At 70.8% G+C, this 23,933-nt stretch carries 17 protein-coding genes and 1 pseudogene; 12 read left to right on the plus strand and 6 right to left on the minus strand.

What is annotated here, in order from left to right:
* Positions 1 to 100 precede the first annotated feature (100 nt).
* The gene (locus INT51_RS19700) at positions 101 to 2,224 is read right to left on the minus strand and encodes an alpha/beta fold hydrolase (protein WP_193107118.1); all 2,124 of its coding nucleotides are present in this window, start codon (positions 2,222 to 2,224) and stop codon (positions 101 to 103) included.
* A gap of 129 nt (positions 2,225 to 2,353) precedes the next feature.
* Between INT51_RS19700 and INT51_RS19705 the strand changes: the two genes are divergently transcribed.
* From INT51_RS19705 to INT51_RS19715, 3 genes are all read left to right on the plus strand, one after another.
* Positions 2,354 to 3,511, plus strand: coding sequence for an LLM class flavin-dependent oxidoreductase (locus INT51_RS19705; protein WP_193107119.1), 1,158 nt, complete (start codon positions 2,354 to 2,356; stop codon positions 3,509 to 3,511).
* 341 nt (positions 3,512 to 3,852) lie between these two features.
* Positions 3,853 to 4,551, plus strand: coding sequence for a CE1759 family FMN reductase (locus INT51_RS19710; protein WP_193107120.1), 699 nt, complete (start codon positions 3,853 to 3,855; stop codon positions 4,549 to 4,551).
* 165 nt (positions 4,552 to 4,716) lie between these two features.
* Entirely contained in the window at positions 4,717 to 5,673 is a 957-nt protein-coding gene (locus INT51_RS19715; protein ID WP_193107121.1) for an AEC family transporter, read from the plus strand.
* A gap of 213 nt (positions 5,674 to 5,886) precedes the next feature.
* Here INT51_RS19715 and INT51_RS19720 read toward each other — a convergent pair whose 3' ends face one another.
* Positions 5,887 to 7,344 (minus strand): sulfatase-like hydrolase/transferase, encoded by a 1,458-nt coding sequence (locus INT51_RS19720; protein WP_193107122.1) that lies wholly within the window; start codon positions 7,342 to 7,344, stop codon positions 5,887 to 5,889.
* Between the two features lie 170 nt (positions 7,345 to 7,514).
* On the opposite strand from INT51_RS19720, the gene INT51_RS19725 reads away from it, so the two are divergent.
* The 6 genes from INT51_RS19725 (at position 7,515) to INT51_RS19750 (ending at position 13,602) form a co-directional block, all read left to right on the plus strand.
* Positions 7,515 to 8,297: a sugar phosphate isomerase/epimerase gene (locus INT51_RS19725; protein ID WP_193107123.1), complete on the plus strand. Its 783-nt coding sequence runs from the start codon at positions 7,515 to 7,517 to the stop codon at positions 8,295 to 8,297.
* Positions 8,294 to 9,286: a hydroxyacid dehydrogenase gene (locus INT51_RS19730; RefSeq protein WP_193107124.1), complete on the plus strand. Its 993-nt coding sequence runs from the start codon at positions 8,294 to 8,296 to the stop codon at positions 9,284 to 9,286. Before INT51_RS19725 ends, INT51_RS19730 begins: the two co-directional genes overlap by 4 nt.
* A gap of 127 nt (positions 9,287 to 9,413) precedes the next feature.
* Positions 9,414 to 10,778, plus strand: coding sequence for a GntP family permease (locus INT51_RS19735; protein ID WP_193107125.1), 1,365 nt, complete (start codon positions 9,414 to 9,416; stop codon positions 10,776 to 10,778).
* 152 nt (positions 10,779 to 10,930) lie between these two features.
* On the plus strand, positions 10,931 to 12,037 hold the full coding sequence (locus tag INT51_RS19740) for a LacI family DNA-binding transcriptional regulator (RefSeq protein WP_193107126.1): 1,107 nt from the start codon (positions 10,931 to 10,933) through the stop codon (positions 12,035 to 12,037).
* A gap of 270 nt (positions 12,038 to 12,307) precedes the next feature.
* On the plus strand, positions 12,308 to 13,267 hold the full coding sequence (locus INT51_RS19745; RefSeq protein WP_193107127.1) for a hypothetical protein: 960 nt from the start codon (positions 12,308 to 12,310) through the stop codon (positions 13,265 to 13,267).
* Entirely contained in the window at positions 13,246 to 13,602 is a 357-nt protein-coding gene (locus INT51_RS19750; protein ID WP_304502266.1) for a GntR family transcriptional regulator, read from the plus strand. Before INT51_RS19745 ends, INT51_RS19750 begins: the two co-directional genes overlap by 22 nt.
* Positions 13,603 to 13,682: 80 nt before the next feature.
* Here INT51_RS19750 and INT51_RS19755 read toward each other — a convergent pair whose 3' ends face one another.
* The 4 genes from INT51_RS19755 to INT51_RS19770 are packed head-to-tail and all read right to left on the minus strand — an operon-like array spanning position 13,683 to position 19,107.
* Positions 13,683 to 15,785 (minus strand): heparinase II/III family protein, encoded by a 2,103-nt coding sequence (locus INT51_RS19755; RefSeq protein WP_193107128.1) that lies wholly within the window; start codon positions 15,783 to 15,785, stop codon positions 13,683 to 13,685.
* A gap of 12 nt (positions 15,786 to 15,797) precedes the next feature.
* Positions 15,798 to 16,664, minus strand: coding sequence for a sugar phosphate isomerase/epimerase (locus INT51_RS19760; protein WP_193107129.1), 867 nt, complete (start codon positions 16,662 to 16,664; stop codon positions 15,798 to 15,800).
* Positions 16,661 to 17,938, minus strand: a complete 1,278-nt coding sequence (locus tag INT51_RS19765; RefSeq protein ID WP_193107130.1) for a DUF993 family protein — start codon at positions 17,936 to 17,938, stop codon at positions 16,661 to 16,663. The genes INT51_RS19760 and INT51_RS19765 overlap by 4 nt, the downstream gene beginning before the upstream one ends.
* A gap of 2 nt (positions 17,939 to 17,940) precedes the next feature.
* Positions 17,941 to 19,107 (minus strand): Gfo/Idh/MocA family protein, encoded by a 1,167-nt coding sequence (locus INT51_RS19770; RefSeq protein ID WP_193107131.1) that lies wholly within the window; start codon positions 19,105 to 19,107, stop codon positions 17,941 to 17,943.
* A gap of 356 nt (positions 19,108 to 19,463) precedes the next feature.
* Between INT51_RS19770 and INT51_RS22440 the strand changes: the two genes are divergently transcribed.
* From INT51_RS22440 to INT51_RS19785, 3 genes and pseudogenes are all read left to right on the plus strand, one after another.
* On the plus strand, positions 19,464 to 21,713 hold the full coding sequence (locus tag INT51_RS22440; RefSeq protein ID WP_226985969.1) for a glycoside hydrolase N-terminal domain-containing protein: 2,250 nt from the start codon (positions 19,464 to 19,466) through the stop codon (positions 21,711 to 21,713).
* Positions 21,714 to 22,024: 311 nt separating this feature from the next.
* Positions 22,025 to 22,266 (plus strand): annotated as a pseudogene (locus tag INT51_RS19780) (helix-turn-helix domain-containing protein).
* The gene (locus tag INT51_RS19785; RefSeq protein WP_193107132.1) at positions 22,263 to 23,645 is read left to right on the plus strand and encodes an ATP-binding protein; all 1,383 of its coding nucleotides are present in this window, start codon (positions 22,263 to 22,265) and stop codon (positions 23,643 to 23,645) included. The pseudogene INT51_RS19780 and the gene INT51_RS19785 overlap by 4 nt, the downstream one beginning before the upstream one ends.
* Positions 23,646 to 23,933 lie beyond the last annotated feature (288 nt).

The following is a 23,933-nucleotide window of genomic DNA, read 5'->3' on the forward strand; positions in this document are numbered from 1 at the left end:
TGGACAGGCAGCGCCCGCCGGCTGACCGCGGGCCCGAAGAGTCGGAGGCCAGCCGGCGCGGCGCGCACAGAGGCGCGGGCACCCCGGCCGGGCGCCCAGCTCAGCCGAGCGTGGCGGGGCGCTCCCAGGCCTCGCCGCGCACGTGCGTATCGAGGAAGCCGAGGAACGTCTCGTACCAGACCTGCGCGTTGCCGCGGCCCTGGATCCAGTGGCCCTCGTCGGGGAAGTACAGGTAGCGGTGGCGAGTGCGGCCCTCGGCGTCGCGCGGGGTCGCAGAGAACTCGTGCAGGTCGTACCAGAGCGCCTGACCCTGGGCGATCGGCACGCGGTAATCCTTGTCGCCGTGGATGACGAGCATCGGCGCCACGATGTCCCCCACGAAGTCCTTCGGGTTGTACAGCGCGTTCTGCTCCCGCATCGACCGCTCCCAGCCGGCGTTGTCGGTGGTGTGACCCATCGTGTCCGTGTCCCACAGGGAGGCGTGGGTGATGAGGCAGCGGAAGCGGTCACCGGTGTGCCCGGCCACCCAGTTGGCCATGTAGCCGCCATAGGAGCCGCCGGCGAAGGCGGTGCGGTCGGCGTCGATGTCGTCCCGGGCCACGGTGACGTCGGTCAGCGCGATGATGTCGGTGAACGGGGCGCCGCCGAGCTCGTGCTGGCCGCGATCGATCATCGCCTGGCCGTAGCCGGTGGAGATCGCCGGGTCCGGCAGCAGCACCGCGTAGCCGGCCGCCACGAAGGGGCCGGGATTCCAGCGGTAGGTCCACGCGTTCCAGGAGCCCCAGGGGCCGCCGTGGGCGAATACGACCAGCGGGTGCGGCCCGTCGCCCTCGGGCAGGCGCAGCCAGGCCCGCAGGTCGGTGCCGTCCTCGGCGGCCGCGGTGACCTCGGTGAGCGCCCCCTCCTGGGGGACGGCGTCGGCCGGATTCGGCAGTTCGCTGACCACGCCGGTGGCAGGATCGATGCGCACGGGGTGCGGGGCCACGGCGATGCCGGAAGCCGACGCGATGACCGCTCCGCCGGCGATCGCGGCCGACGTGAAGGCGAGCTCCTGCCCGGGGCCGCCTGTCAATCGCTGCGGCGCTGCGTCCTCGAGCCCGCCGATCCACACGGATCCGCGACCATGGTCGTCGCTGGTGGCGACCAGCGTGTTCTCGTCGAGCCACACCGGGTCGACCCAATGGTCCAGCTCGGGCCATACCGGCGTGGACGTGCCGGTGGTCAGGTCGAGGAGCTCGATGGTGCTGGACAGGCTCGCCTCCTGGGTCCAGGTCCGGGAGCGCCCGATCAGCGCCCGGGTCCCGTCCGGGCTGAACTCTCCTGGCTCGTGCTCGATCTGCGCAGTGCCCTCCCGCAGCAGCCGGGGAGGCTGGGCCCCGACCAGATCCAGCAGGTAGAGATCGGAGACGCCGAGCAGCTCACCGCGCGAATCGGCCATGGCGACCAGGGCACGGCTGCCTGCGCGGTCGACGGTCCAGTCACCCAGGCGCCCCGGCGGCATCGCCACATGGCGGAAGTGCAGCACCTGCTTGCGCGCGGCGTCGTCGTGAGCGTCCGAGGAGCCCGGCGCTCCCGGACCGGAGGCCGCATCTGCACCGCCGAGCGCGGACGTCGTGGCGCTCGCCGCCGCGCCATGGTCCCCGCCCCTGCTGGGCACCTCGGTCGCCTCCGCCCAGGGGAGGTCCTCGGGCAGCGCGGACATCGCGAGAACTGAGCGGGTGGGACCGAGGTCCTGGTCCCAGTACCGGGTGGGGAAGTCGGCATGGAGGGCGGCAGTCACCTTCGCCTCGCCCCGCTGCTTCGACAGCCGGGCGTGCTCGGTCTCGTCGGCCGCCTGGGAATGGACCTCGAGCTCTGCCACGAGATGGCCGCCGGCCAGGTGCAGTGCCCCGAATCCCCCCGGCCGTGCGGCGAGCTCACGTGCTTCGCCGCGGGTGGGCAGTGCCCACAGCTGGGCGTCGTCGGCCTCCTCCCCGTCCTCCCCGACCCGCTTGGCGGTGAAGAAGGTGGTGCCGTCCTCGGCGGCGGCGACAGCCCCGATGGAGGCCTCTCCGCGGGTCAGCGGCACGATCCGCTCACCCTCGAGCTCCACCAGCGCGCTGCGGTACGCCGTGCCCTTCGCGTTCGGGGACGACACCTTGGCGAGGATCCTGCCCCCTTCGGTGGTCTCCAGCCCGGCAAGCCGGGACGCGTCCAACAGGGCTTCGATGCTCGCGAGTGTCATAAGACACCATCCTGCCATCGGCGAGGCAGGCGAGGCGAGCGTCACCGGGACGGGCGACCGAGGAGCTTGCCCTTTCGCGCAAAGTAGTTTATTTTTGAACTAACTACCGAGACCCCGCGAGGAGCCACCATGCAGTTCGGAATCTTCACCATCGCCGACATCACGCCGGACCCCGTCACCGGCAGGATCCCCACCGAGAACGAGCGCCTGTCGTCCATGGTCGAGCAGGCCACGCTCGCCGAGCAGGTGGGCCTGGACGTCTTCGCCCTGGGCGAGCACCACAACCCGCCCTTCGTGACCTCCTCCCCCACCACCACGCTGGCCTACATCGGCGCGAAGACCACGGACCTCATCCTGTCCACCGCGACCACGCTGATCACCACCAACGACCCGGTGAAGATCGCCGAGGACTACGCGATGCTGCAGCACCTCACCGGCGGCCGCGTGGACCTCGTGATGGGCCGCGGCAACACCGGCCCCGTCTACCCCTGGTTCGGACAGGACATCCGCAAGGGCGTCGAGATCGCCATCGAGAACTACGACCTGCTGCGCCGGCTGTGGACCGAGGACGTCGTGGACTGGGAGGGCCAGTTCCGCACCCCGCTGCAGCAGTTCACCTCTACTCCGCGCCCGCTGGACGGCGTCGCCCCCTTCGTGTGGCACGGCTCGATCCGCTCCCCGCAGATCGCCGAGCAGGCTGCCTATTACGGCGACGGGTTCCTGCACAACAACATCTTCTGGCCGATGAGCCACACCGCGCAGATGGTCCAGCTGTACCGCGAGCGCTTCGAGCACTATGGCCACGGCAAGGCCCACCAGGCCTACGTGGGTCTCGGCGGCCAGGCCTTCATGCGCAAGAACTCCCAGGACGCGATCACCGAGTTCCGCCCCTACTTCGACAACGCCCCGGTCTACGGCGGCGGCCCCTCGATGGAGGACTTCACCGCGGCCACGCCGCTCACCGTCGGCTCTCCGGAGCAGGTCGTCGAGCGCTACCTGACCATGGCGGACAACGTCGGCGACTACCAGCGCCAGATGTTCCTCATGGACCACGCCGGCCTTCCGCAGAAGACCGTGCTGGAGCAGATCGAGCTGCTGGGCACCGAGGTGGTCCCGGTGCTGCGCCGCGAGCTCGAGGCCCGCAAGCCGTCCGACGTCCCCGAGGCGCCCACCCACGCCGCCCGCGTGGCCGCAGCCGAGACCGAGCGCGGCTCCTTCGACGACGCCTACAAGTTCGAGACCGGCGACAACTGGACCGGCCTGCGCGCCGAGGACTCCCGCCGCTGAGCCGGTGGCGAGGGCCCGACAGGCGCAGCCGCTGACCCAGCCGGCCAGCGCAGCGCCGGCCGCAGCCCCGGCCCCATCGCAGCCCGCAGCCCGCAGCCCGCAGCCCGCAGCCCGCAGCCCACAGCCCGCAGCCCGCAGCCCGCAGCCCGCAGCCCACAGCCCACAGCCCACAGCCCGCAGCCCGCAGCCCGCAGCGAGTTTTGCTGGCCGGAGGACCGATGCGCGACCCGACATCGGTCCTCCGGCCACATTTCTCGACACGACCTGCCGCCGCCCCCGCTCCCCGCCCCCCGCTCCCCGCTCCCCGCTCCCCGCTCCCCGCTCCCCGAAAGGATCGCCTCATGACCGACACCGTTCGCCTCGTCGCGCTGTCCGCCGGACTGTCCACGCCCAGCTCCACGCGCATGCTCACCGACCAGCTCTCCCGCGCCGCGTCCACCGCCCTCGACCGAGATGACGTCGAGGTCGAGGTGACCACCGTGGAGCTGCGCGAGTACGCCCACGACATCACCGACGCCCTGCTCACCCGCTTCCCGAACGAGCGCCTCTCCATGGTGGTCGAGCAGGTCCGTGCGGCCGATGCGGTCATCGCCGTCACCCCGGTGTTCAACGTCGGTCCCTCAGGGCTGTTCAAGACCTTCTTCGACGCGATCGACATCGAGGTCTGGAAGAACAAGCCGGTGCTGCTGGGGGCGACCGCGGGCACCGCGCGCCACTCCCTCGCGATCGACTACGCGATCCGCCCCATGTTCGGGTACCTGAAGGCGGAGGTCGTGCCGACCGTCGTGTTCGCGGCGTCGGCCGATTTCGGCGCCGATACCGAGGGCCAGGCCGATGAGCAGCCGCTCGCGGTACGCGTGCGACGCGCCGCGATGGAGCTCTCGCTCCTGCTGCGCTCCGGGGCCGCGACCACCCCGCAGGTCCAGGAGTCGGAATCGGCCGACGATGCTGGCGACGGGACCTCGCAGTCGCAGAAGCCGGCGCTGGACGCCGAGTTCGCCGACTTCGTCCCGATGGGCACGCTGCTGCGCCGCGACTGACCCTCGCCGGCGGCGCCGGCAACGACGTCGGCGCCGGCAGCGACCTCGGCGCCGGTCTTCACCGGCGCCCTCGCCCGCGCCCGCAACCGTCGGCATCCAGGTGCGGCCGGGCCCTCGCCTCCGTAGCCTGCCGGGACATTCCCAGCAGCTCAGAGAAGAGGGCAGATGCTCGGCATCCTGTCGGCGATCGTTCCGATCTTCCTGATCGTGGCCCTCGGCTACGGCGTCACCCGCATCGGGATCCTCCGCCGCGCCGACATGCGGGTGCTGTCGACCTTCGTCGTGAAGGTGGCCCTGCCGGCGCTCGTGTTCGTGAACGTGGTGGGCCGCTCTCCGGGGGAGATCCTCAACCCCACCTACCTGCTCACCTACGCGATCGCCGCCCTCGTCATGGTGGGGCTCGCGCGCCTCTGGAATCGCACACGACGGGTCGGGCCGGTGCGTGCCGCGACACTCTCGCTCGCGGTCAGCGGCACCAACAACGGCTTCGTCGGCTTCCCGATCTTCCTGCTCCTGATCCCCGAGGTGGCCGGGCTGGCGGTCGGGATGGACATGATGGTCGACAACATCCTGATCATCCCCCTGGCGATCGCGCTGTTCGAGGCCGCGGCGGGACGCGAGACGAGCTGGGGCCCTCGCCTGGTCGGCACGGTGCGCGGCGTGGTCACCCACCCCATGGTCATCGCCATCGCCGCCGCGCTCGCCCTCACCGCCCTCGGGGTCGGGATCCCCGGGATCGTCGACACGGCGCTGGAGCTGGTCGCCGGCTCCTCCTCGGCCGTCGCCCTCTTCTCCATCGGCGGCATGCTGGTGGGGATGTCCCTGCACGGCCAGCGTGCGGACCTGGCCGCGGCGGTCGTCGCCAAGCTGCTGGTCATGCCGACGGTCGCGGTGGCAGTCGTGCTCGTGCTCCCGCTGCTGGGGCTGCCGTCGCTGGACCCCGCGCTGCGCGTCGCGGCGATCCTCACCTGCGCCCTGCCGTCGATGTCGATGGCGGCGGCGCTCGGGGAGCAGTACGGCGAGGGCGAGTTCGGCGCCTCGACGATGATGCTCTCCACCGTCCTGTCCTTCGTCACCCTCTCCGGCTGGATGCTCGCGCTGAGCGCGGTCGGCTGGCTGTAGCGCACGGCTGGCGGGAAGAGTTCGGCCACGGGGCAGCGCACCAACGCTCCACCCCCGTGGCCGCGCAGCCCCAGCGTCCCCGAGCGTCAGGAGAAGACCGTGAATTACGCACTGATCATGCGTGAGGCGTTCTGGCGCGAGGAGCCGGCGGCACGCAACGCCGGGGCCGCCTGACTCCTCCGGCCCGGTCATCGCGGCCGGGCCTCGACGTCATCACCGCCCGCTCCCGGGAATGATTCGGGGCGGCGTCGACTGGCCGGCGCCGTCGGTCCCGGTGCTCCAGCCACTGAGGGCTGCAACCTCATGGTCGGCGAACCAGGAGGTCATGGCGTCGGTAAGATCGCGGCGGCGAGCGGCGCTGGCAGGGTCACCCGAGCGGTCGCTGTCTTCGAGAGGATCTGCCTCGAGGTCGTAGAGCTCCACCGGACCCTCGCGGCGCAGGACCAGCTTCCAGCCATCGGTGCGGATCATGCGGGCGGCGCCGTATTCGTCGTGGATGACGATCCGGTCGTCGGCCTCCGTGGGCAGGTCGGCGCCCAGCAGTCGAGGTGCGAATGAGCGTCCCGCCCGCAACGGATCCGGGGCGGGCATGGCACCGGTGAGCTCGGCGAGGGTCTCGTAGAGGCTGGTGGCCGACGTGGGCCGCTGATCAACGTGACCGGCAGGGATGACCCCTGGCCAGCGGGCGATGAACGGGACCGTGATGGATGGCTCCCAGAAGTTCAGCGGCCAAGTCGCGTTGCCCTTGCCCCAGACCCCGTGGTGACCGCAGGAGAATCCGTTGTCCGAGGTGAACAGAACAACGGTGCGGGCGAGCTCGCCGGTCTGCTCGAGATGGGCAAGAAGCTGGGCCACACTGCGATCCACGCCGCTGACGGCTGCGCCGTAGCCGGCAAGTGCCTCATGCCGGTTCGCGAGGGGTCCGGCGAAGTTCTCGCGCACGAACCAGGGATGGTCGGGCAGTTGCGGGATCGAAGGGAAGTCGGTGTCACGGTAGAGGTCGCGCAGCTCGCCAGGATGCTCCTGGCCGAGCCAGGGATCGTGTGGGGCCGTCCAGTTGACCTGCAGGAAGAAGGGACGCTCATCTCCGCCAGAGGGTCCGCGCCCGAGGAAGTCGAGGCCCCGCTCCGTGAGGGCGTCGGTGAGGTAGCGGGGCTCGGACCCGGACTGCGCGGGAACTGCGGGCACCCCGGTCGCGGGGTCCTGTTCCCAGATCGGGGCGCCGTAGTAGGAGCCACCGCCGAGCTGATGGGCGTACCAGTAGTCGAAGCCGGGAGCGGGAGCGTCGGAGGAGCCGACATGCCACTTGCCGACCATCCCGCAGCGGTAGCCGTCACGGGAGAGCATTGCGGCGATCGTGTCGGCCCCGGGCAGATCGGCGAGGAAGTCCGGATCCAGCGGTCGGCGCGGCGACGCAGTGCGGGCAAGGGCCTCGGGCAGGATCCAGTCGTGGATCCCGTGGGCCGACGGCATGCGGCCGGTCATCATGCTCGCCCGCGCCGGGGAGCAAACCGGTGAAGCGCAGTAGAACTGCGGGAGCGTGGTGCCTTCGCGTTGGAGCCGGTCCAGGGTCGGGGTGTGGAGCTCCGGGGTGCGGGTGCGGAGCGCCCAGGACCCCTGGTCGTCGGTGACCAGCAACAGGACGTTCGGCCGAGCGGTCTCGGCGGGCATCACGGGACTCCTCGACGTGTTCGGGTGACTGGACGAGCTCGCCGGCTACCGGCTTCGCGGGGCCCGCCGCCGACGCCAGATACTCCCCTACAGTGCACCGCACCCACGCGATTTCCTAGGATAATCTGCGGGCAATCGCTTTCCAACTGTATGAGATCGGAAGGACCACGATGATCCGTCCCGGACTCTGCTCCGTCACCTTCAGAGGGCTCGACGTCAGCCGTGTCGTCGCGCTCGCCGCCGATGCGGGCCTCGAGTGCATCGAATGGGCTGGCGACGCCCACGTGCCGCCCGGTGACACCGTCGCGGCAACCCGAGCCCGTGAGCTCACCGAGCGGGCGGGCCTTGCCGTCGCCTCCTACGGCTCCTACCTGACCTTCGAGGGCTCCGACGAGGATTTCGGCGTCCAGAGCGAGGCCGCGCTCAACTCGGCTCGCGTCCTGGCAGCGCCCCGGATCCGGGTGTGGGCTGCGCGCACCGCCTCCGCCGACGTCACCGAGCAGCCGCGCGCCCGGATCGTCGGCCGGATCCAGTCGTTCGCCGACCGCGCGGCCGAGCACGGCATCGAGGTCGGCCTCGAGTTCCACGGCGGCACGCTGACCGACGAGATCGGCTCGACCCTGCGCTTGCTCGAGGAGGTGGGCCGCGACAGCGTGCTCAGTTACTGGCAGCCCCATCAGGACATGCCTGCCGCCGAGGCGGTCGACACGCTGCGCCAGGTCCTGCCGCGCACGTCGACGATCCACGTCTTCTCCTGGTGGCCGAACCATCGGCGCCACCCATTGGCCGAGCGCGAGGATCTGTGGCGCGAGGTGTTCGGCGCACTCGCAGCAGAGGGCTCGGACCGGGACGCTCTGCTCGAATTCGTGCCGGACGACGATCCTGCGGCGCTGCCCCGCGAGGCGGAGACCCTGCGCGCCCTGATCCTCGCCGGGCAGGAGGCCGCCCGATGAAGGCTCTGCTCGCGATACCCGAGGGACTGCCTTCTCGCATGTTCGATCCCACCCAGCGCGAGCGCCTGCGGGGCCTGGCCGAGATCGACCCCGATCGCGCTGTCCCCGACCTCACCGTTCTGCTCGATGAGGAGCTGCGGGAAGTGGAGGTGCTGATCACCGGCTGGGGGTCTCCGCTGATCGACGCCGAGACCCTCGCGCGCCTGCCGCGACTGCGGGCGATCGTACACGCCGCCGGCACGGTGCGCTTCGTGGTCTCCGACGCCGTCTGGAAGCGCGGGAACATCGTGGTGACCTCAGCGACCGAGGCGAACGCCGTGCCGGTCGCGGAGTTCGCCCTCGCCCACATCCTGCTGGCCGGCAAGCGCAGCCTGGTCCGGGAGGCCCGGTACCGCGCCGATCGCGAGGTGCACCCCGGGGCCGCCGCCGAGGCGGAGATCGGCAACTACGGCGCCGTCGTCGGTCTCATCGGAGCGTCACGGATCGGCGCCCTGGTGGCCGAGCACCTGCGCCCCTTCGACGTGGAGGCCCTGGTCACCGACCCGTATGCGAGTGCGGAGCAGATCGCCGCCCTGGGCGCGACGAAGGTGGAGCCCGAGCAGCTGTACGCCCGCAGCGACGTGGTGAGCTTGCACGCGCCGGACGTCCCCTCCACCCGCGGCATGGTCAGCCGGCACCTGCTGGCCCTGATGCGCGAGGGCACCACCTTCGTCAACACCGCCCGCCCGGCACTCGTGGATCTGGACGCGCTGCGCGAGGAACTGGTCTCCGGGCGCCTGACCGCCGTGCTCGATGTGCACGACGATCTGGCCGACGACGACCCGATCTGGGGCCTGCCGAACGTGTCGATCACCCCGCACCTCGCCGGCTCTCAGGGCAATGAGCTGCGCCGCATGGGCGAGCATGCCCTCGAAGAGGTCCGCCGCCTCGCGACCGGGGAGAGCGCGCGCTACCCGGTCGATCCCGCACGACTCGACATCTCCGCCTAGCACCCAGCAGTCACCGCGGCTGCGACACGCAGGTGCGACGCCCGGCCCGGCCGGTGCCGCAGACTGTCCCGGTTATTGCGTCGAGGCACTGCCGTCCCGGCGCTCCCCGCAGGGACAGGAGCATTTCGTGGTCATCCTCCACACGGTGATCGCCATCATCGGGATCGTCGGCCTCATCATCAAGGCGAAGGTCGACCCGGTGATCTCCCTGATCATCGGCTCGCTCTATCTCGGCCTTGCCACGGGCGTGGGCTTCAGCGGCACCATCGGCGCGATCACCACCGGCTTCGGCGACATCATGGCCGAGGTCGGCCTGCTCATCGGGTTCGGGGTCCTCATCGGCTCCCTCCTCCACGAGATGGGCGCCTTCCAGAAGATGGTGACGCTGCTGGTCAACGGCGTCGGCGGCCGCCGGCTGCCCTACGCGCTCACGGCCGCGATGTCCACGGTGTTCCCCTCGATCTATGTGGATGTGCAGGTCGTGCTGGCCTCCCCGGTGGTGCGATCGGCAGGTCCGCTGATCGGGCCGCGGGGCCTGCCGCTCATGGCCGGGGCCCTGGGCACCGGGATCTTCGCCGGCTACGTCTTCGTCGTCCCGGGCCTGGCTGCGGTCTCCATCGCCGGGCTGATGGGGATTCCACTGGGCACCTGGATCCTCTACGGGATCATCCTCGGGCCGGTGACCGCGATCGTGACAACCCTGCTCTTCCGCCTGCTGCTGCGCGGAGGGTTCTGGAAACCTGCCCTCGACGAAGCGGCCGAGGAGGCTGTCGTCGAATCGGCCGACACGACGCAGGACCCTGCGGGGGCCGACGCACCGGCCGAGAAGCGGCCTACGCCCCCGCTGCTGGTCTGCCTGCTGCCGATCCTCGTCCCGCTGGTGATGATCGCCGGCGGAGCCTTCGCCGAGCTGTTCGGGGTCACCCACGACGCGATCGCCTTCATCGGCGACGCCAACTTCGCCCTGTTCGTCGGCCTGATCGGTGCATATCTGCTGGCCCGCCGGGCCCTGGGGTCCGAGGGGACGCACCGGGCCATGGGCACGGGCTTCCACACCACCGGCGAGATCCTGCTCATCACGGGCATCGGCGGCTCGCTGGGCGCCGTCATTGCGGAGACGGGCCTGGACACGATCCTCGCGAGCCTCTTCACCGCCGACGCCGGGGCGCCGGTGATCCTCAGCATCCTGCTCGCCTGGGCGATCGCCGCCGTGCTGCACCTGGCGATCGGATCGGTGTCGGTGGCTTCCATCGCCGCAGCCGGGATCATCGCCCCGGTCCTCGGGTCGATCGACGTCTCCCCGATCGTCATCGGCCTCGCCGTCGCCTCGGGCGCCATGTTCGCCCTCCAGGTGAACAGCAACTTCTTCTGGATGTTCAAGTCGCTGATCGGCCTGACCACTCAGGGCACCCTGAAGACCTTGACGATGGTCACCTCCATCGCGTCCCTCGTCTCCCTTCCCCTGGTGATGGTGGTGGGCGTCTTCGCCTGAGCAGTGTCCGAGGCGCGAGAGGAAGAAAGCTCACGCCGTGGGATGGGCGGAAAGCCCGGCCGGGGCACCGCGGCCTCGTTATGCTGGTGGGGGTCGGGACAGCGTTTCCCCGCTCCCGTCGCGACCACAGTCCCCCAGCATGAGGAGCCCCGATGGCCGCAGTACGTCTCAGCGACGTCGCCCAGGATGCCGGGGTCTCCCTGGCCACCGCATCGCGCGTGCTCAACGGGTCCGCTCGCGTGCCCGGCAAGGCCGTCGCCGAGAAGGTGGAGGCCGCCGCGCTGAGGCTCGGCTATGTGCCCAATGCCCAGGCCCAGGCCCTCGCCCGCTCCCGCTCCGGCCTGATCGGTCTCGTGGTCCACGACATCGCCGATCCGTACTTCGCGACCATCGCCCGCGAGGTCCAGCAGCAGGTGTTCGCCTCGCAGGCCCAGGTGCTGCTCACGCAGACCGACCGCGAGATCGACACGGAGGTGCGCGCGCTGCGCTCCCTCATCGCCCAGCAGGTCGACGCGCTCGTGCTGGTGGGCTCGCACCGGTACGGCACTGATTCCGACGCCTCGATCAGCGCGCTGCTGGGCGGCTTCGCCCGCAACGGCGGCCGGGTGGTCGGCATGGGGCAGTCCCTCGGCGTCGGCCGCACGATCGTGCCCGACAACGCGGCGGCCGCGCATGAGCTCGCCACCGCGCTGGTCGTCGGGGGCCATCGCCGCTTCGCGGTGGTCCAGGGCATCTCCGGGATCCCGTCGGCCGCGGACCGCACCGGCGGCTTCATCGCCGCACTCACCGAGGCCGGCATCGAGCCGGAGCTGAGCATCGACGCCGGGCTCACCCGCGATGGGGGGCACCTCGCCGCCGCACAGATCCAGGAGCACCTCGCCTCGGCGACGACGGCCGACGACTCCCCCCTGTGCCTGTTCGCCCCGGCCGACGTCATGGCCCTCGGGGCGCTGGGCGAACTGCGCCGTCGGGGCATCGACGTGCCCAGCCAGGTGTCCGTCGCCGGATTCGGCGGAGTGCCCGACGCGGAGGACTCCAATCCGTCCCTCACCACGGTCGCCCTGCCGCTGCACGACATGGCGCGCCGCGCGGTCGAGTGGGTGCTCGATCTGCCCGCCGAGGGCTCCCGCCCCGATACCGAGGGCTCTGACACCGGGCACGGTGACAGCGCCCGGTCGACCGCCGATCAACCGACCGAGGTGCACGTGCGCGGCGACGTGCTGCTGCGCGAGTCCACCACACTCACTGCCGCCGACTGACCGCCACCGGAGCGCGCCCCACCGCCGTTCATGGCGGCAACAGCACGGGCCACGATCATCCGGATCGACAGCCCGATGGCCCGCAGCGCACACCAGGGGACCGGCGAGGAGAAGGGCGCGCCCGAGGAGCCCCGGCCGGGGTGTGCCAGCGCCTCCCGGAATTCTTCGACCACGCGTGCTCGAGAGCCGCATTATCGATTCCGACGAGACAGCTGTACCAGGACCATGATACAAAGTGTGTCACTCCCGTGACACGATTCGAGGTCGCTGATGACTCTGACACTCCTCACGCTGACGATGGCGTACTGGCCACCGCTGGTGGCCCTCCTGCTCGCCACCGTCGTCGCCCTCCTCCGGCACCGCCGTGCCACCCCGCTCACTCTGCCGGCCTCGGTCCGTCGGTGGCTGGTCACCGGGGTCGGCTCGGCTCTCGCCCTGCTTCTGCTCCTGCCCGTGCTCTCCCTCCCCGGCGTCATCCCTCATCTGCCCCGAAGTTTTCTCGCCGATTGGCACGGCCTGACACTCACCGGTCTCGCTGCGCCGTTGGTGGCAGGGATCGTGGCCACGGCGCTCCTCGCACTGCCGATGCCTGAGCGGGACGGCTCCGGAACAGCCGACCTCTCCCGTCGGACGGCGTTCGGATTCGTGGCGCGCCCGTGGGCGCTCGCGCTGGCCGCCTCGGCCGCCGCCGCACTGGGCTTGGCCATCGCGGCGGGCATGGCCTCCACCCTCGATGACCAGGGACGCCGCACGATGTACGTCGTCGACGTCGGGACCACGGCGGTGGGCAGCACGATCTACGGGTGGTTCTTCTCGGTGCCGTGCCTCGTGCTCCTCGCGGTACTGCTCGCGACTTCCGCCGCGACCACGGTCCTGATCTCCCGCCCTCCGTGGGACCGCGACCGCAAGGTCGATACGAGCATCCGCCGCCGTCGTACCCGCGACGTCCTCACCGTCGCCGTCGGCGCCCTTCTCCTCCACCTCTCCGGAGTCCTTCGCTTCCTGGCGAACACGGCCGCGCTCGAAGGCGGCATGACGGCGGGCGACGGCACCTGGTTCTGGGCCATCACCCCGTTCTCCGCCCTCGAGACGGCCCTGCGTTTCCTCGGCAATGCGACGGACGTCGCCGGCTGGCTCCTGTGGCTCCTCGTGCTGCTGGCGACCCTCGCCGGCTCGGCCCGACACCGCACGACGGCGGAGAGGGCAGCGTGGACCGACGCATCGCACTGACCGGGAGCGCATCTCCCGTGGAGCAGATCCGCGACCAGATCCGCGGCCTCATCGCGACCGGCCAACTCGCCGCCGGGGAGCCTCTGCCCTCGGTCCGACAGCTCGCCAAGGACCTCGCCATCGCACCCGGAACCGCGGCCAAGGCCTATCGAGCCCTGGAGCAGGAAGGGCTCGTGGAAACTCGGATCGGGGGCGGCACGCGGGTGAGCGCCACTGCGAGCAGCACTCCCGGCCCCGTCCTCGACCACGCTCGGGGCCTGGTCGACGCGTCGTTGCAGACCGGTGTCGACGTCGAGGACGCGGTGCGGATCGTGCGTGCCATCTGGCCGCGGTGACTCGCGAGCGCACATGATGCCCCGCTCCCGATGGTGGCCGCTCCGACTGATCCCGGAACCGTCGACGACCTCGACAGTCCTCAGCGCTCAGCGCGGAGTGTGAGGGTGAGGCGGCCGACGCCCGTGGCCCTGTCGATCAACGGGTGCAGTCGCAGGCGGTGGACGGCCTCGCCCCACGAGCTCTCCAGCAGTGGATCCTCGACGAGGCGACGCTCCAGATCACCCGCGCCGAGCGCCATATCCCAGGTCAGTTCCGCGATGCTCCCGGAGAGGGCGCGCACGCGCAGCAGTCCCGCCTCATGCTCGAGGAGGTCACCGGCGAGGACGTGGTGGGCCGTGACTGCCGCGGCGCCCGGGGCGGCGTGCCCTGGCTCCAGCTGCCAGCAGTCCTCGATCCGGACCTCGGCGACGGCAGATCCGGCGACATCGGGAGCGCCGACAGCATCCGCCCCACGCTGCAGCAGAGCGCGTCGCCGAAAGCTGCGCACCCCCGCCTCCGCCGGGTAGGCGGCCGCGAGGTCGAGGGTGAGGGCCGAGTCCTCCGGGCCTGCCGCCTCGGGGTCCGTATCGGGCGCCTGCACCACCTCGGCCCGGAACTGCGAGCCCACGCCCTGCTCGAGACCGCCGATGGTGGGGAGCGTGTGCCAGGAGCTGATCATCGTCCAGATCTCGTAGCGGCGCTGGGTGAAGGTGTGCGCGCGGTACGTCGGCTGGCCGAGGTCGATGAGCACCGGGCTGCTGTCCAGCGCAACCATCACCGATCCGACGTCCAGATGGTTGTGGGACTCGGCGTTGTGCCCGCCCTTGGCGGCGAGCGCGAGGCCTCGCGCGTCGCCGGCCCGCTCCCGGGCCACGAGCAGCTGCACCTGCGGCAGCCAGGTCTCGGCGGGAAGCGGCGGCGCGGGGTCAGCGAGGGCGCCGGCCCCTCGGCTCCCATCGCCCTCTCCCCCGTCCGCGTGGCGCCGGCCTGTGCGCCAGGCTTCGTCGCCGAGGGCGAGGAGGACCCGACCCAGCCCGCTCTCCGGCGACAGCGGCGGCGCCACGCTGCCCCCGCGTTGGGCGAGTGCGCCCGCCACCACTTCGGCGTCGCCGAGCCGCAGGCCCCAGCGGTGCGTGACGCCCCACGGCAGGTGGGGGCCCGGGCGCGCCGGCCCGTCGGACACATTGACGAACCAGCCCTCGCCCAGCTCCATCCGGTGCGGATACCGAACCAGCTCGGCGATGACGGGAACGTCCGCGGCGGCGCGGGCGGGGAGCAGCCCGCCGGAGGCCTCTGCCAGCATGTCGATCGCCTCGAGCAGGCGGCTGGCGCCGTTCCAGAAGTAGTTGAAGCCCTCGTCGATGCCACCGTCGGCCGGGAAGGACGCGAGATAGCGGTCCTGCTGGGCGATGGCGAGCGCGAGCACGGCGTCGCGGGTGCGGCGGTCCTCCTCGCGGTCCATCAGAAGCAGGGCACCGGCGATGAGGTGCTGGTGGATCCAGCCGGTCCAGTTATTGACCTCGCCGTGCAGCCAGTGCCAGTCGCGGCGTTCGAGGGACGGATCGATGACGCGCCGGCGCGCCTCGCGGCGCATCCGTTCGCGCAGTCCGGGAACCCGCTCATCGAGCGACGCACCGAGCGTCAGATCGGCCCAGGCCAGCACGTGCAGAGTCTGCGCGGCCCCGAGGTCGACGACCGGCTCGTCGGGGTCGGGCAGCACCCATCCTCGACGGCGATGCACCTCTTCATGCGCCACCCAGCACCAGGTGGACAGCTCGCACAGGAGAAGGAGCCCGTCCGCCGCCCGGTCGATCCACCGCTGCTCCCCGGTGGCGACGGCCGCAAGCACGGCCTCCCCGGCCATGATGCCCAGGCGGCGCACGTCGTCCTCGTGGTCGGTGCGCACGCCCTCCCGCCAGTAGCGCGCGTACTGGCTGAGCAGCGGGAACGGCAGTGGCTCGGCGCGTGATGCGAGGGCCGGGGCGGTCATGGCCTCGCGGATCGCCTCCGAGAGTGGGGGCGGTGTGCCGTCCGCCGAGAGCCGCGGGACGGCGAGCTGCTCGCGGGCTCCGTCGAAGGCGGCGGAGAGCTCCGCGGGCAGTGTCGCCCGCGCGGCGGCGTCCGGCCCGATCCCGTCGACGTCGGCATGGTCCACGGGCAAGCCCCAGGCGGAGCGCAAGGGGGTGAGGGCGGAGTTGACCATGGGCAGCGCTCCTCAGGTGTGCGGCAGCACCAGCTGCTCGAAGCGCTCGGCCATGATCCGGGCGGAGTCGTCGGCCGGGGTGGCCCACACGTCCTCGTGGAAGATCTCGACCTCGATGTCCCCGGTATAGCCGGCGTCCGTGACCATGCGGGTGATCGAGGGGAAGTCGATGTACCCGTCGCCCATGTACCGGCGGGAGAACAGCGGATTCGGGGCCAGCGGCAGGTTCCAGTCGCACACCTGGTAGCCCAGCAGTCGCCCGCTCGCCCCGGCCCGGGCGATCGCCTGCTCGAGCGCCGGATCCCACCACACGTGGTACGTGTCCACGATGACGCCGACGGCCGCGCAGCCCGTGCCCTCGGCGATGTCCAGGGCCTGGTCGAGGGTGGCGATCACGGCGCGGTCGGCGGTGAACATCGGGTGCATCGGCTCCAGGGAGAGCGTGACGCCGGCGGCTTCCGCGTACGGGGCCAGGGCCGCGATGTTCTCGGCGACCCGGGACCGTGCGCCGGCGATGTCCTTGTCCTCCTGCGTGATCCCGCCGACGACCATCACCAGCGTGGGAGCGCCGAGCGCGGCGGTCTCGTCGATCGCCCGGCGGTTCTCGTCGAGGGAGGCGGAGCGGGCGGCGTCGTCGGCCGCGGTGAGGAATCCTCCGCGGCACAGGCTGCTCACGCGCAGACCGGCGTCATCGGTGCGGCGCCGCAGGGCGTCGAGCCCGATCTCCTCGACGTCCTGGCGCCACAGGCCCACGGCGTCGATCCCGTGCGAGGCCGTGACCTCCAAGAACTCCTGGATCGGGGTGGTGCGGAAGGACCAGCGGTTCAGGGACAGCCGCGGGGTGCCGGCACCCAGGCGCTGGGAGGGTGGGGTGTTCATGCAGGAGCTCCTGTCGCGTGGGCGAGGTCGTAGCCGGCCAGGCGCATCATCGCGTGCCAGCGCTCGGCGGCGAGCGTCGGGTCTTCGAGATTGCCGGTGGTGGCGGCGAGCTCGATGGTGCGCGAGAGGTGCGGGAGGCTGCGCGCGGAGTGCATGCCGCCCACCATCGTGAACGCCTTCTGGTGGCCGTTGAGCCAGGCCAGGAACGCCACCCCGGTCTTGTAGTGGAAGGTGGGGGCGGAGAACACGTGGCGGCCCAGTTCCTCGGAGGCGTCCAGGATGCGGCGCGCCTCCTCCGGATCGCCGGCGTCCAGCGCTTGCACGGCGGCCGAGGCCGCCGGCGCCGTGGCGGCGAAGGCCCCCAGCAGGGCGTCGGAGTACTCGCCGGGCACCTGCTCGGCGCCGGGTTCGGTGGTGCCGGTGCCGTCGCCCACGATGAGGTGGGAGAAGTGGAAGTCGTCGCCGGTGAGCATCCGCACCCCGGCCGGCAGCTGCTCGCGCACGGCGATCTCCGCGGCGTCGTCCAGCAGGCTCATCTTCACGCCGCGGATCTTCGCGGGGTCGGCCTCGATGATCCGCAGCAGGGTCGCCGCCGCCACCGTGGTGTCGGCGGCGCCGAAGTATCCCTCCAGCTGGGGATCGAAGGCGGTGCCGAGCCAGTGCAGCACGACGGGCTCGGTGGCGGCGTCCAGCACGCGGCGGTAGACGACCTCGTACTCGGCCGCCGAGGTCGCGACGCGCGCCAGGTGACGGCTGGCCATCAGCACGGCGCCCGCGCCGGTGGCCTCGGTGGCGTGCAGCTGCTCGATGTAGGCCGCGACGACCTCGTCCAGGCTCAGCTCGTGCTCGCTGCGCTGGTCGGTGTTGACCCCGGCGACGACCAGGTCGCGCACGGCCGCGTCGGCGGGGAACACCGCCGAGATCTGCGGATCGGCGAGCGCTTCGAGGGCGGCGTCGGCGGTGCGGGCGATGAGCTCGCGGGTCGCGGCCGGGTCCAGGCCCATGTTGCGCTGGGCGGTGTCCATCGCATCGGCGACCCCGAGCCCTCGCGACCACATGGTGCGGCGGAAAGCGAGGGTCGCCTCCCAGTCGATGTTCGCCGAGGCGCCGGGGGTGTTGTCGCCATGCGCCTGGGGCACGACGTGCACGGCGGCGTAGACCACGCGCGAGCGCAGCGGCGAGGTGGGCCGTGCGAAGGCGGCCGCCTCGTCCAGGGCGATCCGGCGCAGGGAGCCGTCCTCGTCCAGCAGGGTGAGCTGCAGGGCATCCGTCATGCTCAGGCCTCCGTCAGGGGGTCGAGCGAGAGGCGGCGGCCCTGCTCGGAGCTGGCCAGGCCCGTCTCGGCCAGGCGCACCCCGCGCGCCCCGGAGAGGAAGTCGTACGGATACGACGGCCCGCCCCGCTCTGCGTCGGCGTAGTGGCGCAGGAAGTCCTCCCACTGCACCTTGAAGCCGTTGTCGAAGGGCTCGTTGTCGGGCACCTCGATCCAGTCGGCGCGGTAGTCGTGGCCGTCCTTGACGTCGGGGTTCCACACCGGCTTGGGGGTGGCCTCGCGCGGCTGGATGTGGGCGCTGTGCAGGCCGACGACGGCGGAGCCCTTGGTGCCGTCGACCTGGAACTCGACCAGTTCGTCGCGGCGCACGCGCACGTCCCAGCTGGAGTTCATCTGCACGACGGTGCCGCCCTCGAGGCGGAAGACGCCGTAGGCGGCATCATCCGCGGTGGCGGCGTACTGCTCGCCCTGCTCGTCCCAGCGGGTCCCGATGTGGGTGGCGGTCTGGGCGTAGACGTCCTCGATGCGGCCGAACAGCTCCTCGATGACGTAGTTCCAGTGCGGGAACATGTCCGCGACGATGCCGCCGCCGTCCTCGGAGCGGTAGTTCCAGGAGGGGCGCTGGGCGGCCTGCCAGTCCCCCTCGTAGACCCAGTAGCCGAATTCGCCGCGCACCGAGAGGATCTCGCCGAAGAAGCCGGAGTCGATCAGGCGGCGCAGTTTGAGCAGTCCGGGCAGGTACAGCTTGTCGTGGACCACGCCGTTGACGGTGCCGTGCTCCGTCGCCAGGCGGGCCAGTTCGAGGGCGTCCTCGAAGGTCTCGGCGGTGGGCTTCTCGGTGTAGATCGCCTTGCCCGCGGCGATGGCCTTCTTGAGGTTCTCGACGCGCAGGTTCGTGACCAGGGCGTCGAAGTAGACCTCGTAGTCGTCGTTGTCCAGGGCCTCGTCGACGTCGGTGGTCCAGTTCGTCAGCCCGTGGCGCTGGGCGACGGCGGCCAGCTTCTCCTCGTTGCGTCCCACCAGCAGCAGCTCGGGCAGCAGCCGATCGCCGTCGGCGAGCTCGACACCACCCTGCTCCTGGATCGCGAGCAGGGACCGCACCAGGTGCTGGCGGTAGCCCATGCGCCCGGTGGCGCCGTTGACGATGATCCCGATCCTGCGTGTGGCCATGCGGCTCTTCTCCTCCGTATCCGGCCACGGCCGACGAGTGCCGGCCGGGCGGTGCTGACTGTGGGGCAGGGCAGCGACCGCACCTGCTCATGCTCGGCCGACGCACGAGCGCTGTACGTGATGCGAACCCAAAACGGTAACCGCTTTCCACCCCGTGCATCCCAGTACACCATGACGGCGGCATCGTTTCAAGCGAGTTGGGAAAGCGTGTGCTCCGTTCCTGCCGAAGCACAGGGGTCGCGCCTGACCTCTCGACGCCGACCCGACGTAGACCTAGGATCTCTGTGGCGGCTCAGGGATGCGCCAGGGCGTCGGCCCTTCGGTCACGTCCCCCACACTTCGAGGAGAGACCTGCGATGACACCCCTTGCGACCATCACCCGGCGTGGCGCGGCCACGCGCTGGCTCGAAGCCCTCCCCCTGGGCAATGGTCGGATCGGTGCGATGGTCTGGGGTGATCCGCAGCGGGCACGGTTCAGCCTGAACGAGTCGACGCTGTGGTCCGGCACCCCCACCACCACTGAGCGGTGGCGCACCTCCCGCGAGGACGCCGCGGAAATCTTGGCCAGCGCCCGCGCACAGTTCGAGGCCGGCCGGACCGTCGAGGCGCAGAAGACGCTCGAGGGGCTCGGCGCCGCCTGGTCGCAGGCCTATCAGCCCGTCGGGGAACTGACGGTCTCGCTCCCCGGGTCGGGACCGCAGGCCTCCACTGCGCCTGCCGACGTCGCCCCCGAGCGGTCCCTCGACCTCGAGCGCGCCGAGCACGTGGTGACCGCCGGCTCCGGTGAGCACCTCACCTTCGTGAGCGCGGCCGACGAGGTCCTGGTGCACGCCGCTCCGTGCCCACCAGGCGGGAAGCTCGAGCTCGAGCTCACCTCTGCGTTGATCGAGGAGCAGCGCCGGGACGATGAGAACGGGCTCTCCCTGGTGCTGCGCGCCCCGTCGGACGGGGTCCCCACCCGTCACCAGGACATGGCCGAGCTCGCCTGGGACGCCGAGGGTGCCGGCCGCGCCGCCGTCGTGGTGCGCACCCGGCACGAGGGCGAGCGGGCGCTCGTGGTCTGCGCCATCGTCACCACCTGGCAGGGTCTGGGCCAGCAGCCGGATCGCCCCGTCGCCGAGGCCCTCGCCGAGGCGACGGAGCAGGCCGAGGCCGCGCTCGCCCGCGGCGAGGCGGAGCTGCACCAGCGCCACCTCGAGACCCCGCTGCCGGCCGCGTCGGACGTCGCTCTCCGCCTGGAGGGCTCAGAGGCCTCGGAGCTGCTGGCCACGACCTTCGCGTACGGCCGCTACCTGCTGCTGAGCTCCTCGCGGGCGGGCCTGCCGCCGGCGAACCTGCAGGGCATCTGGAACGAGAAGGTGCTCGCCCCGTGGAACTCGAACTACACGGTCAACATCAACCTGGAGATGAACCACTGGGCGGCCGGCATCGCCCACGTCCCCGGTGCCGCCGGCGCCCTCGAGTGCTACGTGGCCATGCTGCGGGAGTCCGGCCGGGAGACCGCGAAGCGGCTGTACGGGGCCGACGGCTGGACCGTGCACCACAACTCCGACCCCTGGGGGTACACCGACCCGGTCGAGGGCGACCCCAAGTGGGCGACCTGGCCGATGGGCGGGCTGTGGCTGGAGCGGGAACTGGACTCGATCGCCTCGTTCAGCGGCGAGGATCCCACCGCGATCGCCGAGCGCCGCCTGCCTGCCCTGCGCGAGGCGGCGGCCTTCGCCCTGGACCTGCTGCACGAGGGCCCAGACGGCACCCTGCTCACCTTCCCCTCCACCTCCCCGGAGAACGAGTGGATCACCGCCGGCGGCGAGACGGTCGCCCTCAGCGAGGGCACCGGCATGGATCGCTGGCTGCTGCGCGAGGTGTTCGAGTCCCTGGTGGCGAAGGCCGAGCTGCTGAGCCGCACCGATGACGAGGTGGTGCGCCGCGCGGCCGCCGCGCTCGAGCGGATCCCCGGCCCCCGCATCGGGGCCGACGGCCGCATCCTGGAGTGGCACCTCGACGGAGTGGGCGAGATCGAGCCGACGCACCGGCACGTCTCCCATCTGGGCTTCGAGTACCCCGGGGCGCAGCACCTCGCCCCGGAACTCTCCGCTGCGGTGGTCGCCTCGATGGAGGCCCGCGGCGACGAGGCCACCGGCTGGTCGCTCGCCTGGAAGACGTCCCTGTGGGCACGCCTGCACCGCCCCGAGAAGGTCCAGGACCTGCTGGAACTGTTCCTGCGCCCCGCCGAGACCGAGGACGGCGAGCGCAGCGGCCTCTACCCGAACCTGTTCTCCGCCCATCCCCCGTTCCAGATCGACGGCAACATCGGCATCGTCGCGGCGATCGCGGAGTGCCTGGTGCAGAGTCACCGCGGCGAGATCGAGCTGCTGCCCGCCCTCGCGCCGATCCTGGCCGACGGCGCCGTGCGCGGGCTGCGGGCCCGCCCGGGCCTCACCCTGGACATGGCGTGGGCCGGCGGCGAGCTCACCTCGCTGGCGCTGCGAGCCATGGGCCCCGGCGCGACCGGCGCCCACCAGCTGCGATTCGGGGAACGAGTGATCACCGTCGACCTGCCCGACGAGCAGGCGGTGGAGGTCGACGTCGTGGCGCTGCGCTGAGCCGGGCGATCGCTCGACCCGCCAGGAACACCCCCGGGACCTGCGGGAGTGTCCCGTTCGCCTCTAGACCCGATCCCGGACATGTCCCAGAACCTCGATTCGGACCCTGCGGAACAGCAGGTTTGCCTCGTTCGCGGGTGTCTCGTTGAGGTATATCCCAAAGCGACAGTCGTTAACGCCAGATCAGATGTCACCTTTCGTTGCGGCAGCCCCTTCCGCACCTTGATGGCAGTCGCTTGTGTCGCACTCGTGCTGCGCTCGCTCCTGAGCGGCACCATCGAGATGCGGACCGAGCTTGAAGAGGTTGTGTTATGACAATCCGCATCACGGTCGATCGCGTGCTGGTAGAGCGCGGGATGAGCGCCGGCGAGTTCGCAGACGCCATCGGTATCACGCCGGCGAACGTTGCCGTCCTCAAGAATGGCCGCGCGAAGGCTGTGCGCTTGCCGACGCTGGACGCGCCTGCCGAGTCCTCGAGTGTCAGCCGTGCGACCTACTCCACCACGAGAACCAAGAGGCCGGGCCAGCTCGGCAGATATGGTCGACGACATGACCAACGACTTCGACGTCTCGGCTTTCGCCGTGCAATTCCAAAAGTTCCTCGACACGATGAGTGAGATCGCTGAGCGGCCGGACCGGGATGCCTTCGAGTCCGAGCTCGGCCGGCATCTGGGGGCCAGCCCTCGCTCGCTCGATCCGGTTCGCCAAGAATTCCCGCAGTGGAGGTGGGTTGACGTCGACACAGCTCTCGACTCGCTCTCCGCGACACAGGTCCTTCGCGGCGTCGTCCCTGCCGGCGACCCCGACGGGCTCTCCGAAATACTGTCGAACCAATATGGCAACTACAGCTTGGGGTCCGTCGACCGCAAGGCCCTGCCCTCTGGGCCGGGCGAGGTCAAGCACGTAGCGACCAACGCCATCCGCCTGGTGAAGATCGACGGAGAGCCCGTCATTGCTTTCGCAACCGAAGCAGACAGCCCGAATCAGGAGGGTTCCATTGCAGTTGAGGTTCTCTCTGCAGATCCGGCCGTCTCCCGTGGCGTGCTCTCGCGCATCGACGCTCACGTGCGTGAACAGTCAGCCCTCCGTCTGCAGGTGGTCAGCTTCGTCGCGAGCCACTACGGTTCGGAACACGGCGACATCAGATTCCATCCCCGCCCCCAGATCTCCCGGGGGGACGTCATCCTGCCGGAAGGAAGCCTTAAACGCATTGAAGCGTCAGTGCTCGGGGTGAGCGAGAACGCCGCGGCGCTCCGCGAAGCTGGCCAGCATCTCTCGCGAGGCATCCTGCTGTTCGGGCCTCCCGGAACTGGTAAGACCCACACCGTCCGCTATCTGCTCTCTCGCGCCGCGGACACCACAGCGATCGTGCTGAACGGCGACTCCCTAGGCCACATCAGGCAGGCCTCTGAAGCAGCTCGGGAGCTGGGTCGCGCGATCATCGTTCTCGAAGATGCCGACCTCGTCGCCTCCGACCGTGACTTCAGCGAAGGCGAACGGTCCATCCTCTTCGATGTACTGGACATCCTCGACGGCCTCGCCGAAGACGCTGACATCGCGTTCGTGCTGACGACGAACCGCGTCGGCGTGCTCGAAGAAGCGCTCGCTCTCCGGCCCGGGCGCATCGACCTCGCCGTGGAGATCCCGCTCCCCGATCTGGAACTCCGTCGCCGGCTCTTCGCCCGGTACGGGAACAGCCTCTCCTTCACCGAGCGGGGGATCGAGCAGGCAGCCGAAGCTGCCGCAGGCACCACCGGATCCTTCGCGAAAGAAGCCGTCCGTCGCGCCGTGCTGAACGCACTCGCGCTCCACGAGGACGTGGCCGATACCCATCTCATCACAGCCGTCAATGCACTCGTCTCGGAAGCCGACGAGCTCCGAGACGCCATGGCACAAGACGCGGAGGACCACGAGCTCAGCGAGGAAGACTGACATTGCGGAAAGCCCAGCGCCACCCCGCACTACCGAGCGACATGGAGAAGCGTGACGCCAGTTTCACACGCTGCACCACAAGTCCTGCAGCAGTTTGGAACGCAGCTCGTGACGCTGCGCGTGGCACCTCTCCGCGCGTCAGCCCCTTGTCGCCCTTGGCGTCCGAGCTGCTCGGGCGATCGAGAGTCCCGCCAGCGCCAGAATCGACAGCGTGCTAACAGCGTGCAGGATGATCGCCCAGGGGGCATGGTCCGCGCCGCCGACCATAAAGGTGTCGGCCAGTGTCAT

Origin of the sequence: Brachybacterium sp. FME24 (genome assembly GCF_014897705.1) — a bacterium.
Lineage (GTDB): Bacteria > Actinomycetota > Actinomycetes > Actinomycetales > Dermabacteraceae > Brachybacterium.

What these genes read in the sequence shown, in the direction of transcription:
- INT51_RS19700 (WP_193107118.1), bottom strand. Translation starts at nt 2,224, where the DNA reads ATGACACTCGCGAGCATCGAAGCCCTGTTGGACGCGTCCCGGCTTGCC.
- INT51_RS19705 (WP_193107119.1), top strand. Translation starts at nt 2,354, where the DNA reads ATGCAGTTCGGAATCTTCACCATCGCCGACATCACGCCGGACCCCGTC.
- INT51_RS19710 (WP_193107120.1), top strand. Translation starts at nt 3,853, where the DNA reads ATGACCGACACCGTTCGCCTCGTCGCGCTGTCCGCCGGACTGTCCACG.
- INT51_RS19715 (WP_193107121.1), top strand. Translation starts at nt 4,717, where the DNA reads ATGCTCGGCATCCTGTCGGCGATCGTTCCGATCTTCCTGATCGTGGCC.
- INT51_RS19720 (WP_193107122.1), bottom strand. Translation starts at nt 7,344, where the DNA reads ATGCCCGCCGAGACCGCTCGGCCGAACGTCCTGTTGCTGGTCACCGAC.
- INT51_RS19725 (WP_193107123.1), top strand. Translation starts at nt 7,515, where the DNA reads ATGATCCGTCCCGGACTCTGCTCCGTCACCTTCAGAGGGCTCGACGTC.
- INT51_RS19730 (WP_193107124.1), top strand. Translation starts at nt 8,294, where the DNA reads ATGAAGGCTCTGCTCGCGATACCCGAGGGACTGCCTTCTCGCATGTTC.
- INT51_RS19740 (WP_193107126.1), top strand. Translation starts at nt 10,931, where the DNA reads ATGGCCGCAGTACGTCTCAGCGACGTCGCCCAGGATGCCGGGGTCTCC.
- INT51_RS19745 (WP_193107127.1), top strand. Translation starts at nt 12,308, where the DNA reads ATGACTCTGACACTCCTCACGCTGACGATGGCGTACTGGCCACCGCTG.
- INT51_RS19755 (WP_193107128.1), bottom strand. Translation starts at nt 15,785, where the DNA reads ATGGTCAACTCCGCCCTCACCCCCTTGCGCTCCGCCTGGGGCTTGCCC.
- INT51_RS19760 (WP_193107129.1), bottom strand. Translation starts at nt 16,664, where the DNA reads ATGAACACCCCACCCTCCCAGCGCCTGGGTGCCGGCACCCCGCGGCTG.
- INT51_RS19765 (WP_193107130.1), bottom strand. Translation starts at nt 17,938, where the DNA reads ATGACGGATGCCCTGCAGCTCACCCTGCTGGACGAGGACGGCTCCCTG.
- INT51_RS19770 (WP_193107131.1), bottom strand. Translation starts at nt 19,107, where the DNA reads ATGGCCACACGCAGGATCGGGATCATCGTCAACGGCGCCACCGGGCGC.
- INT51_RS22440 (WP_226985969.1), top strand. Translation starts at nt 19,464, where the DNA reads ATGACACCCCTTGCGACCATCACCCGGCGTGGCGCGGCCACGCGCTGG.
- INT51_RS19785 (WP_193107132.1), top strand. Translation starts at nt 22,263, where the DNA reads ATGACCAACGACTTCGACGTCTCGGCTTTCGCCGTGCAATTCCAAAAG.